The sequence below is a fragment of the Cyanothece sp. BG0011 genome (assembly GCF_003013815.1).
Taxonomy (GTDB): domain Bacteria; phylum Cyanobacteriota; class Cyanobacteriia; order Cyanobacteriales; family Microcystaceae; genus Crocosphaera.
The window spans coordinates 1-13,310 of record NZ_PRLH01000030.1 but is presented as its reverse complement, the minus strand read 5'-3'; the positions used below and the strand labels follow the sequence as shown (position 1 = coordinate 13,310).

Below are 13,310 nucleotides of genomic sequence, written 5' to 3'. Positions count from 1 at the left end.
TGTTGTTCTATTTCATATTGTTGGTTGCCGTCCTCTTCTAAATCCAATAAGGGTTGAATGACAATTTGTTGCGGTGGAGTTTTCGCTTGTCCGGAGTGGGCCACGTTCCCTGTCCAAAAGATTAACGGCTGGACATACCCCCCGATGGATTGGCTACTATTCTTGAACTGGTCCCCCCACGGGAAGCCACGGCTGGTAGTACCGTATTAAACAAATATTCGGGTGCGGTGGGAATAGCATTGGCTGCATCAAGCATTAACCCGGCAAAGTTACTCTCTAAGTATTTGCTAATATCTAATCTTGAGCAATGTAGATTTAGATTGCTTCCCAAAGATGCGATCGCCTCGGCTGTTTCTTCATCGAGTGTTTCCTCTCGTTCGATGGTTCGGGCTAGTAGTTCCAATTCACGATAAGTGTAACCCGTTTGGGCCGACAGATTCATTAAAGCCATAAGCTGTAGGGAATCTTGAGGGAATTCGCTTAATATCTTTTTGACTGCATCGAGGAGATTAATTTTCGTTTTTTCTTGACTGTCTTGGTTTTTCTGTGTCCCCTGTTGTTGAACGTTGTTTTTAGCTTGATATTTGGGTCTTTGAGGTTGTACCACTTCCTTCCAATACCATCCCCTGATACACGCTTCTATGGCTTCTGGTGGGCAACTAGGGTCGCTATTAGTCTTTTGGCACCATTGGTAACGTTCTGCTTCTTCTGATGCCGTCATCCCACTACGTTGACAGAATTCATGGAACAATGCCGTCGCAGAATCACTGTAACTTTGGCCTATAGTTTGCAGATGTCGCTCAACTGCAATCAGTTCTAAACCTACATTAATCGCTGTATCGTTTCGTTTACACCCTTTAGGAACTCCTGTGGCCACCCATTCTCTGACTTCTTTTCGGCAACATTGTAGCAAGGGAACTGGTGCTGGTACGGGAACACTTATTTGCTCTGGGTGTCGTGGTAAACTAGACGTGCTTAAATTGTCTGAAACATTGTTTACAAAATCATTTGATTCGGTGGCTACTTCTACTAGGGGTAGCCGTTCTTTTTGCTTGGGTATCAGTTCTCGTAGTTCTTCAAAACTATAAGTTTTTGCTGATGCAGAGATGATCTTGGTTTGGTTATAGATAGGATTGCCATTTTCATCATAGGATATGTGCCATCCCCCGGCTAGTCTCATCACACGGGCCGGGTTCTTAATCGAGCGATCGCCATCTGTATATTCGAGTAAATCTCGTTGAAGCTGTGACCATTTTTCTACGGCCACCGGTTCGTCAAATACCCAATAGGAGTGGATGGACTTACCACCGGTGTCCACTTGGAATGTAGGTTCAGGCAGTTCTAATGTCTTCCATAAGTCCCGTTGAAGGTCTTTTTCAAGGTCGTCATGCTCAATAAAAATTGCGGTGCCTTGGGTTACATCGGAGTTTTTATGCCCACCCCCATTTACTACCACATAAGCCCCACGGTCTTGTTGTTGATAGGCTTCGATCTCTTTCCAATTAATTCGATCTGCTTTGCGGCCTTTGTCTTCATCTTTGCGTGGATCGTCACTGGGGTAGAAGAAGCGCAAGTAAACTGGTTTGTTGATGTTGTGTCCGAGTAGTGCGAGTTGACGTTGAGCAACGTGGCGATCAATTTGTGGGAATTTCATAATTTTTTTTCTCCTTACAGTTTGAGGGTATGGACTGCTGGAGATACCCGTTATCTAAGGATCATAGCCTTAACTAAGGATTGGCTGTTATTAACGATGTTCCTTATTTGTGATCTCAATCTCTACTATTTCCTTGCAACCAAAGATAGGATTTAAAGACATATGTTTTTGGTGGCTGGATTATGGTTTTACTTGCCAGCTTTCGTTATTGTTGACGTTCTCGATAACATCAACTGGTTACTTTGGTAGTGGGTTTATTGGAGATTCAGTCATAATAACAAGGTATTTCCAGCTTCTTTTTCTTCTTTTTTCAACGGAATAGCTGCTGCTGTTATCCGAATAAGTAGTGAGGACATCATCTGGCAAGTTGTCAGATGTCCTACCCGTGTTTTGGTCACAGCGAATAACTATGCAATCGATGTAAGCTTCAGTGACAGCAGATGACACGGATAGAGATGGCTTGGTTGATTGGTTGAATGATGTTCTTTCACGCTTAAAAAATAAGCATTAAAAGCATACCTCACCTGATAGTAAGATTTTTAACCAATAAACCTTTTTTCGCTAATTAACGCTCTTATTTCGCACTTAAGCCTAAAATTTTGACAAAAAGATTGCATAGACCACAACTTTCGCTTATCATAAGAGTGTTGTGGCTAAAAATTTATAGCTTTAGCGTCGCAACGCTAACCGCCTCAAAAATTTAATACTTCCTACTCTTCTATAAGTCACCTCCTTTGACGATACAGAGAGTACCCAGGAAGAAACCCATATGAGAAACGTCCGTCAAACTTCCCCAAGCCGACGGCGTTTCGCCGTTTATATGGTTTCTTTTGTCTGCGATTCTCTGAATGAACATTATCTTGTGCATTAAAGCGTGTAAGATATCAACCATTGTACCCCTAAATCACCATCTGGGGTTAGCTTATGTTACATAAGCTATCTTTTTCCACTTTTAAGGCGTTGGGGTAGAGGGAAAGATTAATTAGTCTTTCCCTCTTTTTTGTCTCAATGGGTAAAAAGTAAGAAAAACCGTGATTTAAAAATTTGTCGAATTAATACATACTAAGGTACTTAATTCGTGAATATCGATAGCGTTTTCATTGACTTTTTTTATCATGAACCGTAAACCTTACTATCAAAATTTAAGGTTCAAAAAAGCATGGGTGCTATTAAGAAAAATATACATCGCTTTTACATCAGTGTAGGCGATCACAGTAAAATAGAACTACTTCCACTAGCAGCTATTAATAGCATATAGAAAAGTATCGGTTGAACAAGATTTTTAAGCAGCCGTTTGTGAAGCCATGAATTTCTCAAAGGCTTCCATACGTTCGTTAAATTGTTCCCTTTGTTTTGTTAATTCTTCCTCCAAATTGTTGATCTGTACTTGTTGTGATTCATTCTGTTGCTTTAACTGAGAAATTTCCTCTTGTTGCTCTTGTTTCTCTTCAATTAGTTGTTCGACTTGCTTATCTCGCTCATCGAGTTGACTTTGAACAAACTTAAACCGGTCATTAGCGGAAAGAATTAATAAAGGGTCTAAACCTTTGTCCTTGAGGAAGGGGAACAAACTCTCAGTAACAATCGGTTGTTCTTTAACCCCTTCACGAACTTGTGCTATGAATTCCTCCAATGATTCGAGAGTAAAATTGTAGTCTTTTTGATGGAGAAGCACATTGAAATCCTTCTTTGCGACTGGCTGGTGCAGTTTAAGAACTCTTTTGATGCGTTTTGGCTTAGGAAGAATTTTAGAAACTACTTTGTTGCAAATATTGAGAGAGAGAGTTTTTCTACCATTCTTTTTCAAGTTTTTCTGAGAACGTTCGATGATATCTTCATACCACTGTTGAAGTCCCTCAAAGTTTAACTGTGATAGTTTGAACCAGAGATGTTCATTAACAAACTTAAACGGGGCATTAAGAATTTTGTGTCGCCAATCCTCGGTTAAACTATCCCACCATTTAGGAACTCGAATACGAGACTGAACAACGTCTTCACCGCCACAATTCTCGAAAAACAAGGCAATTTCCTTTTCATCTGTGAGTTGAGCCAACTCTTTTTGAAATTCTCTCCCCATCTTGAGTTCGTTTTCGAGACTTAGTTTAAGTAGCATAATTTTTCTCTCCGATGATTCAAAAAATGAGTGCAAGGATATTTATCGCAACCATATAAAACCCACATACATCCTGGGTGCAGAGGCATTTTATTTCGGGTGCGCTAGGGGTAAACCAAACTGGTAAAAAGTTTTTCTGGCTTTAAGTAGAGTCTGTGTTAATATGAGTGAGCAACATGAATTGGGCTATACAAAAATTTGACTAATTTTAATTTACGATAATAATAATAGCACAAAATTTTTAAGAAATTAAGTTTTCGATAAAAAAGTTTGGCAAAAGCATAACTGACAAAAGGTTCAAAAATCGCTGGAATTGAGAGGTCTTCCCAGTTTTTCTTCGACAATTCTTCTCACATCTGGATCTTTAAGGTCTTTCTTCTTAAGATTTTTTCCTCTTAATTTTTTAGTTTTAGGATCTATCCATCGGATAGAGAGATATTTATACTGTTTCATTTCTCCTGAAACCATTTTTCGGGACTGAGTCTGTACTTCTATATAGCCTTGTCGCAGCAAATTTAAAGGGAATTTACCTTGTTTAATCCGTTCTTCATCTTCTTGCTCCAACAAATTTCTTTCAGCTTCGCCTTGTTGAACCTGAAGTTTTAAAGAAGGTAACTCTTGTTCAAATTCATTAAATTGCTCCAAAGAAAATTGAGAAATTACATCAGAAACTAAATTAAGTTGCTGAGGAGGCGGTAGTTCTTTGGATAGCCGTAGAACACTACTATAATTAACTTTAGAGGATTGCTTTTTAGTCGAATCTGATGGTAAAATTTCTTTAGATTTATTTAGGTCAGAAGAAACTAACAAAACTCTTCTAATTGAGCTTTCCAATTTCAAGCGATCTATAGGTTTAACCAAAAAATCATAAGCCCGCTCATACATAGCTTGGCTAATATGATCTATAGTTCCATAAGCGGAAATGATAATGCTTTTGATATTCTGCTGATCTTCATTAAGCTGATGGAGAAAAGCTAAACCATCCAATTTAGGCATTTTGATGTCAGCTAAAACAAGATCAGGTTTAATTTCTTTAACTTTTTCTAGTCCCTCTATGCCATCTTTAGCAAAGCTGAACTGATATTCATTACTCTCAATTTTTTCCTCAAATATTTGCTCAATTAATCGAGTCCAATAAATAATCTCGTCATCAACTACTAATATTTTCGATGTTGTCATTTTTAGCTAACTAATAAGAAAAAGCAATGTTAAAAATTTATAAGAAAAATAAAAAACTTTTCTTTTTACTTGTAACTATCGGACTTAGTTTTCAGATTGGGGATGGAAACTATAAAGTCTATGGGGAAGAATTAGAAAATGAATTCGATAATCCCGTTTTTAATTGTAACAACATAGAAAAAGCTGTCTTCCCTAACACTGAAACGTCAAGTAAAGAAGATAGCGCATCTTTAACGAAAATTCAAAAAATTGAAGTAGTAGGAAGTTCAGTTTTGCCCGAAGACGATATTTTTCAAATTACTTCATGTTTTAAAGGAAAAGAAGCCTCAATCGATAATTTACTCGAAATTAGAACTCAAATCACTCGTTTATATGTAGAAAAAGGCTATACCACCTCTGCTGCGTTCATTCCTAAAGGACAAGATATTAGTCAAGGGAGAATAAAGGTTCAAGTTGTTGAAGGAAAGATTGAGGAAGTGGTGGTCAAAGGATTAAATCGATTAAATAAAAGTTATGTTATTAGTCGTTTACCTCTAGATCCTCCTTTCAATGCCAATGATTTGGATGAAGCCGTAAAAATTTTACAATTAGATCCTTTGATCCAAGAAATAAAAGCGGATTTAGCGACTGGAACCGCACCAGGGCTGACTGTTGCTACCATTCAAGTAAAAGAAGCCGATAGTTTTATTCTACAGTTGGGGACAGACAATAATCGCTCTCCTTCGGTCGGTAGCCAACGGCGTGGGCTTATCCTCAGCGAAAACAACTTATTTGGTAATGGAGAACAAATTGAAGCAAGCTATTTCAACAGTGAAGGGAGTAATTCTGGGTATGCAAGATTATCTATTCCCATAACTCAATCTGGAACAACCATAGGAATAGAAGCAGGTATAACAGATAATGAAATTGTAGAAAGTCCCTTTGAGATTTTAAATTTAGACACAGAGTCCCGCTATTATCAGGTCGTCACGAGACACCCTGTGCTCAAATCTCTCTATGATGAAGTGGGATTAGGCGTAATGTTTTCGAGGATCGAAAATGACACCTACTTAGACGGATTTCGCTTTCCTTTATCGAGAGGGGCTAATGAGAGAGGAGAGACAGAGATATCAGCTTTGCGATTTTTCCAAGACTGGATTAGAAGAAATAATGACCAGATTCTCTTTTTAAGGTCCCAATTTAGTTTCGGTCTTAATGGCAAGGCGACTATTGAGCCAGATTCAGAGTTTTTTAGTTGGAATTTGCAAGGGCAATATTTGTACCAATTAGCTCCTGATACGGTATTCGTGCTACGAGGGGAATTACAGCAATCAGACCAACCATTGCTTTCTGATGAGCAATTTCGTGCCGAGGGAGGGTTTTCTGTGCGCGGATATAGAGAAGATTTTCTGTTGTCTGATAATGGATTTTGGGCCTTAGCAGAAATCCAAGTACCCGTGTTGAGAATTTCTGATTGGAATGCAGTGGTTCAACTTGCTCCTTTTGTTAGTCATGGTGTTGGCTGGAATAATGATCGCTTTCCACTAGATCCCAGTTCTATTACCTCTGTTGGGTTAGGGTTACGTTGGCAACAACCTTGGTTTGGAGCAAGCCTTTACTGGGGGATTCCTTTAACGGATATCAATAGCGAAAGGCGTACTTTACAGGAAAACGGAATTTACTTTAACTTGCGTTTAACGCCTTGATATTACACACCACTTCTAATATTTCGTAAGGTTCTTCGGGAGGCTCTGACACCAGTAAAATTCGTCCATCTGCGGTTCTAATTCGGGCTGTGGCTTCAATAATCGGATCACCTAATTTCCAGTCTGAGGAGGATGATGGTTGTCTGTTTTGCGGTTGTGTCCCAGGAGGATTAAAATTTTCAGAAGGTTGTGGAATCTTGATGATAGTCATACTATTATCAATCCCCGATGATGGGCTAAGAGGTAATCCTGATGCACCTGTATAGGTTAAAGTCGTCGACCTATCATTAAAACAGGATTTGAGAATATTTTGATCATTTTGCTCAAATCGATCAACAGTTTGAATGGCTATTTTATCAAGGGTTTCAACGGTTTCAAGAGTAACTGTTCCATCAATTCCAAATTGAGAACTAGCAGTGATTTTAGCGTTGGGAGAGATGAATAAACCTTGAGCTTTGATATTGATATTACCTCCATTTCCTTCAAAAGCGTTAGCGGTAATACTGCTATTGTCAAACAGAATTAAAAAGTCTGTATCGATAGAGATATTGCCTCCATTTCCTGTCCCATCAGCAGTAGCAGAGATTTCACTAGAATTTTTTAATCTTGTATCATGGGAAGAGATTGCAATGTTTCCCCCTTCTCCCGACGCTGTGGTTGCAGTAATCTGGCTTAAGTTATTTAAGTTAATAGTATGAGCTTCAATCGTTAAATTTCCAGCTTGTCCTAATCCTTCATTTCTAACAGTAACTTGTCCTTGGTTAAGTATTCTGAACTCTCCTGTTTTGAGAAAAATATCTCCAGAATTACCTTCTGGAGCAGTTAGACTTAATTGTTCTCTCAAAGCTCCCGTTGGAATATCGGCAGAAGTAACAATTCGACTAATATTATCCTCATTCAAATTGTTGGAGATTCCAGGATTCCGAATTTCTATCAATTCCTCCGCAACAAGGTTTATATCTCCAGCATTTCCTTCACCGACAGTAGTAGCATTAATCAGTCCACCATCTTATAACAAAACTTTTTTTGTTTTAAGGAAAATATTACCTCCTGTCCCTTGACCTAAAGTAATTGTCCCAAGGCTACTAGGAATAAAGTCTCCACTAATATTTTCTCTTCCTCCACCAATAATTTTTACTGCTTCTCCAGTTAATGTTATGTCTCCACTAACCCCTTTTCCTAAATTAAAAATAGTTATCACGCCTTGATTGTTAATGGTTGTGTTGGCACTGTGAATTTTGATATTCCCTCCTGTACCATCTCCAATATTTTGATTCAGGATAAAGCTAGAAATCACTGAGCCTGGTTGACCGATAATCTCAAGATTTTTGTCTGACTTAATATTGATATCCCCACCACGTCCTTGTCCGAAATTTAAAGCGTTTATATTACCAAGATTTCTTAAGCGGATTCTAGGGGCATTGATTTCAATCTTAGCGCCTTGTCCACTCAAAAAGTTTTGGCTAATTACTCCTGCTGAAAAGTTTGAGTTTAAAGCTTCATTGGGTGGTCTTATTAATATAGATTCTTGAGCAGTAATTTCTATTTTTCCAGAAGAGGAATTTCCAAAATTAGAAATCGCTAAAACTCCATTTTTGAGAAATATATTTTTTCCCGTTAAACTAATATTTCCTCCTATTAGTCCGCTAGCATCTAATAAAGCTCTTTCGTCAAGTTGTATATTTTTAAAGTGCTTAATTGTACCATAGTCAACAGTTAAGGTCATTAAGTTCATCTTCAAATTTGGACTTAAAAACTAGCTTGACTTATGCCAGTCTTATTATATTGGTTTAATCTGGATAACAAAGAAAGATACTTTATTATATTTCACAGATAACCAATAGATTAAATCTGAATTTACCATATTTTTACCAAGAGAGCAAATAACTTGATGCTGAAATTTTCTGCCTAACTCAAGAAAAATTAAAGAATAAATTAATGGTAGATGAATTTATATTTGTTAAAGTAATTAATTGGTAATAAGAACAAAGCTAGACCAGTTTTTTGGATGAGTTCCAGGTTGTTGGATGACTTCTACAAGGGTTTTTTGGTAAGCTTCTTCAAGAGATAGTCCCTGTTGCCAGTATCGGTAAAAACGAGAGAGCAGTGAAACAACATCTTTATCTCTAACAGACCATAAAGTAGCCAAAACCGATTTAACACCAGAACGTAAAGCCACACCAGCTAATCCTAAAACGGCTCTTTTATTGCCTGTGGCAGTCTGACAAGCACTTAAGGTTAGTAATTGAATAGGGTTCGTTCTTTGAGATAGAATTTGTTCAAATTCTCTTAAAAATATAGGTCGCTCAAAAGATTGTAAAAATGTCGTCTTAGCTGTTCCTCCAAAGTAACCGTGTGTGGCTAGATGGATAATAGGAAAATTTTTACTAATTTGTTGTTTTAGATTGAGAACAGTAAAGGACTCATCAATAAATTTTTCACCACCAACAACATTAATAATTTGTTGAATTTCTTGAGGGACATAAGGCAACGGAGGAAAATCAGCCACAGAAACACTTAACCCAAAAATTGAACCACGGTAATTAGTGATCGGTTGAGAAAATTGGACATTAATTCCTAAAGAATTGGAAATGGTATATTTTTCAATTAGAAATTTTTGTCCATCATGAAGCGCAACCATAGGAACATTGCGTAACAATCCGTCGTTAACGAAAATAAGATGTTTAATTGATGCTGAGGATAAACTTTTACTCATAGGCTTGATTAACAAATTATAGAAACGTTCAGATAAATTTCTATACGCTAGAGGAATTCGAGAGGATTCTAGCTGTAATCGCCATTGTTCTATAAGTTTTTCAATGTCGTTGGCCGACAGAGCAACGGAATAAGAAGAAATTGTTCCATCAGGAAGCTCTAAAATCATTTGGGTTGATTTTGACAAAATTAGAGTGTGAATGCGTGCTGTATGTGATGGTAAAGAGGCATCTTGAGCAAGTTGAGCTTGCCTAATTTCCAAGCAAGGATCGCCAAAAAAACTTTGCAGTTCTACTAATTGCAGTTGATTAATTACCTCAAGAGATTCTTGTAGTTCAGCGATATTGGGTTGTTTTTCAAGTAATAAACTTAAAAATTGGCGATAAACAGGTTCAACATCCTCTTGAACATTGAGTTGTAAAGCTGGCGAAGCATTAGCAATTTCTTCTCTTAATTTTTGAAGGGTAGTGATCGCACCTTCATAAGCCTTTTTGGCCGGCCCATCTTGATTAGTCTGTTCAAAGATGCGGGCGGCTTGCCATTGCCAGCGATAGAGGCTATCAGCAGCCATAACTTGTTGAGCAGCCCATTGAGCTTGTTGAGTTTTTTCGAGAGCAAGGGAGTAATCGCCAAGTTGCTCATAAATATGCCCTAAATGCCCTAGAGCATAGGATTGAGTGCGGAAATCTCCCAAATTAGTAGCGATATCAATAGCTCGTTCGAGTAATTTAATGGCTTCGGTCTGTGATTCCAATTGAGCGACATTTTGTAGGAGTTGCGCCACGGAACGTGAGGGACGGCTCGATAGTAAAATGTTTTTAATTTGAGAAAGAAAGTTCTGTTGAGGCTCTAGTTGCATTAAATTAATCATTGCTCTGACTGTAGCCAAATTTGGCTTGTTTTGACTCAAATCAAGAGCTTGCTTGGCGGTTTCGGTGGCGATTATGTGATTCTGTTGTGCGAGGAATAATAAGCGATTCTGTTCTTTTTGATTGCCTTGGACTTCAGCCGCTTTAGCTTGAGACTCATACAGAGTTTGCCGTTTAAGAAGAGCTAACGTGAGATTATTAAGGGTGGTCACAAGCTCGGTTGGCAATTCGTGTACAGCAGCCAATTCTCGACTGCGTGAATAAGATTTAATGGCCTGGTCAAAATCAGAGATAATCAAAAAGGCTGTACCAAGATGCCTATAGGCAATGGTTTGAAGTACAGGGAAATGATGTTTTTCTGCTAGAGAGATAACTTGTCTCAATGTGGCAATAGCCCGTTTTCCTTGCCCTAATTCATTCTGTGTTTGCCCTATGGCGATAAGCACTTCAGCCAATTGGCGTTGCTCTATAGTAGAGGGATGAGCTTCATAAATAGAGAGAGCTTCTTGGAAGTGGGAAATCGCCCGTCCCATCTGACCCAGATCCTGATAAGCCACTCCTAGATAGCGATGAATCTCGGCTACTTTGGTAGGACTTGAGGATTGTAATAAACTTTCCCAGATGGCGAGAGCTTCTTGATATTGTCCTTGCCAATAGTAATGTAAAGCAAGTTGTTCATCTTGGCTTAGATTAGATTCGGAAATGGTAACAGTGGTGTTCTGTTGATATGATGTTGGCTCAATGGTCTGAAACAGGTTGTTGGTCACTGCTCCTATTGCAACACAATTAATGATTAGACAAGTAATTATGGTAAAAAAAAATAGTCCTAAAAATGGAGGCTTTTTGCGGAAAAAACGATTTATAATCCATATTTGGTTTTTAAAATTAAATTTGTTAACTTACGAAGAGAAAATTAAAAAATTAAACCAACTATGTCTGTACGAGTAAGGATTCTATCAGTTTTGGGAATAATTGCCATAAACATTATAAATTCGATACCAATAAAAGCCCAAACCATTACTTACATTCCTCCTAGACAAGATAAAGAAAAACCTCAGAAAAGTCAATCGAGTGCTACAAGAGGTTGTCGTCAAGATTTATCCGATGTAGTGACGATGATTGCGCCTACAGATCATGTCGCACACACCTCGTTAGCTCAACCTACCCTTTTTTATTCGGTGGCTCGAAAAATAGAGAATAAGGCATTACTGACCATTGCTAAAACTGATGGTCGCTCAGCATTAGTAGACACAGAAATAAGCTTAAACGAACCAGGAATAAAAACTTATGAATTTCCGTCAAACATTAATTTAGAAAAGACTGAGTATTATATTTGGACGATTACAATAGTATGTAATTCTCAGCGCCCTTCTGATAATATTGAAGTACAAACCATACTTAAAAGAGTTCCCCAGAAAGAAGAACTTAGTAATCAATTACTCCAACAAAAAACGGCTCTAGAAAAAAGTCAATATTCAGCTAGTATAGGATTATGGTACGATGCTCTCTATTATCTGTATCCTTTTGATTCAAAGAAAGCTGAACCCTATGTTCAAAAATTATTAGAGCAAATTAATTTAAACAATATGGTGTTAGAAACAAAAAACTAATACTTTGAAACAATAAATTAAAGATACATTAACCGAAATAATCAATGAAAAAATACTATTCATTGCTGTTTAACTATGGAAAAATAATAGGAGTAACTTTCCCTGTAACAGCTTTAATTATGCTGTTAAATATGCAAGGTTGGTTATCAACTTTAGAATTGGCTATTTATGATTTATTTTTTCAGGTACGCCCTTTAGAAGAGAAAGACGAAAGAATAGTCATTGTGGGATTAGAAGAAACTGAAATTCCCGAATATTATCCCTTAACTGATTTAACTTTAGCTAAATTAATCAGAAAAATAAAGAGTCAAAATCCCAGTATTATTGGCTTAGATTTTTATCGTGACGTTTCAGTGGGAGAAGGAACAGAAGAACTAACAAAAGTCTTTCAAACGACTCCTAATCTTTTCGGAGTTGAGAAAGTGATCGGCGATGAAAAAAATCGGGTTCAACCGAATGCCATCTTAAAAGAAAAAGGTTTAACTGCTTCTAGTGATGTTGTCGTGGATACCGATGGAATACTAAGGCGAGGATTAATAACTCCGATTGCCGATGGGAAAAGTAACTTATTTAGCCTCGGAGCGACTTTAGCTATTGTTCATTTAAAAAGTAAGGGGATAACACCCCAGACTGTCAATAACGCGATAAAACTTGGTGACATAACTTTTTATCCTTTTAGTCCCCATGATGGAGGATACCACAATGAAGATCATGGTGGCTATCAAGTTTTATTAAACATTAGAAATCCCGAAAATAGTTTCGAGTTTGTCTCTTTTTCGGACGTTCTAAACAATCAAGTTTCTTCTAATTTATTCGCTAATCGGATGGTTTTTATTGGAGCTACCGCTCCTAGTATTCGAGATGTCTTTTATACGCCATTTAGTCGAAGCTTAAACAGGCAACCGACAACAGTGTACGGAGTCGAAATCCAAGCTAATATTGCTAGTCATATAGTGAGTGCAGTATTAGATCAACGTCCAATTGTAAAAACTTTGCCGAGTTCACTTGAGTATATCTTAATTATTGTTTGGGGTAGTTTAACTACTATTTTATTATGGAGTTTAAGAGGGTTTACTAATTATTTAAAACTAAGTTTAATGATTATTAGTATTAATGTTCTATTTATAGGGATTTTAGTCGGAGGAAGTTATTTTGTTTTCTTAGAAGGATGGTGGATACCAATAATTCCATCTTTTCTTGTTATAACTGGCTCTTCATTACTAACGACGGGCTTGATTTTACTTGAAAAAAATCGAGAAATAGAAAATTTATTATATGAATTAAAGTTAGCTCAAGAGGAAATTATTCAAGAAAAGAAACAAGCGGGATTAGCAAAGTTTGTAGCAGGAGTAGCACATGAAGTGAATAATCCACTGACTTTTATTAATAACTTTGCCGACTTAACCTTAGAAGCCAGCCAAAAATTACAAGATGAACAAGAGAAATATCTTGAGCAGTTAACGACTGAATCTAGAAAAAAGACCG

General features: G+C 37.4%; 9 protein-coding genes and 1 pseudogene. 3 read left to right on the top strand and 7 right to left on the bottom strand.

Annotated elements, in window-relative coordinates; genetic code table 11:
- The 4 genes and pseudogenes from C4E06_RS05050 to C4E06_RS05040 form a co-directional block, all read right to left on the bottom strand.
- Positions 1–1,654 (bottom strand): annotated as a pseudogene (locus C4E06_RS05050) (hypothetical protein); the annotation flags it as partial.
- 269 nt (positions 1,655–1,923) lie between these two features.
- The gene (locus tag C4E06_RS29180) at positions 1,924–2,052 is read right to left on the bottom strand and encodes a hypothetical protein (protein WP_255412128.1); all 129 of its coding nucleotides are present in this window, start codon (positions 2,050–2,052) and stop codon (positions 1,924–1,926) included.
- Positions 2,053–2,936: 884 nt separating this feature from the next.
- The gene (locus C4E06_RS05045; protein WP_107667092.1) at positions 2,937–3,767 is read right to left on the bottom strand and encodes a hypothetical protein; all 831 of its coding nucleotides are present in this window, start codon (positions 3,765–3,767) and stop codon (positions 2,937–2,939) included.
- A 297-nt stretch (positions 3,768–4,064) separates the two neighbouring features.
- Positions 4,065–4,946: a response regulator gene (locus C4E06_RS05040; protein ID WP_107667091.1), complete on the bottom strand. Its 882-nt coding sequence runs from the start codon at positions 4,944–4,946 to the stop codon at positions 4,065–4,067.
- 26 nt (positions 4,947–4,972) lie between these two features.
- Here C4E06_RS05040 and C4E06_RS05035 point away from each other — a divergent pair, with 26 nt between their 5' ends.
- The gene (locus C4E06_RS05035) at positions 4,973–6,631 is read left to right on the top strand and encodes a ShlB/FhaC/HecB family hemolysin secretion/activation protein (RefSeq protein WP_107667090.1); all 1,659 of its coding nucleotides are present in this window, start codon (positions 4,973–4,975) and stop codon (positions 6,629–6,631) included.
- On the opposite strand, the gene C4E06_RS05030 is transcribed toward C4E06_RS05035, so the two are convergent.
- The 3 genes from C4E06_RS05030 to C4E06_RS05020 all read right to left on the bottom strand — a co-directional run bounded on the left by C4E06_RS05030 (position 6,609) and on the right by C4E06_RS05020 (position 10,982).
- Complete coding sequence (locus C4E06_RS05030; protein WP_107667089.1) at positions 6,609–7,568, bottom strand: hypothetical protein; 960 nt, start codon at positions 7,566–7,568, stop codon at positions 6,609–6,611. The genes C4E06_RS05035 and C4E06_RS05030 overlap by 23 nt on opposite strands.
- Before the next feature lie 72 nt (positions 7,569–7,640).
- On the bottom strand, positions 7,641–8,357 hold the full coding sequence (locus tag C4E06_RS05025) for a hypothetical protein (RefSeq protein WP_107667088.1): 717 nt from the start codon (positions 8,355–8,357) through the stop codon (positions 7,641–7,643).
- 243 nt (positions 8,358–8,600) lie between these two features.
- A complete protein-coding gene (locus C4E06_RS05020) occupies positions 8,601–10,982 on the bottom strand; it encodes a CHAT domain-containing protein (RefSeq protein ID WP_107667087.1) in 2,382 nt (793 codons plus the stop codon).
- Between the two features lie 165 nt (positions 10,983–11,147).
- On the opposite strand from C4E06_RS05020, the gene C4E06_RS05015 reads away from it, so the two are divergent.
- On the top strand, positions 11,148–11,825 hold the full coding sequence (locus C4E06_RS05015) for a DUF928 domain-containing protein (protein ID WP_107667086.1): 678 nt from the start codon (positions 11,148–11,150) through the stop codon (positions 11,823–11,825).
- 44 nt (positions 11,826–11,869) lie between these two features.
- Positions 11,870–13,310, top strand: a 1,441-nt coding sequence (locus tag C4E06_RS05010) for a CHASE2 domain-containing protein (RefSeq protein ID WP_157951111.1), incomplete at its 3' end; no start/stop codon positions are given.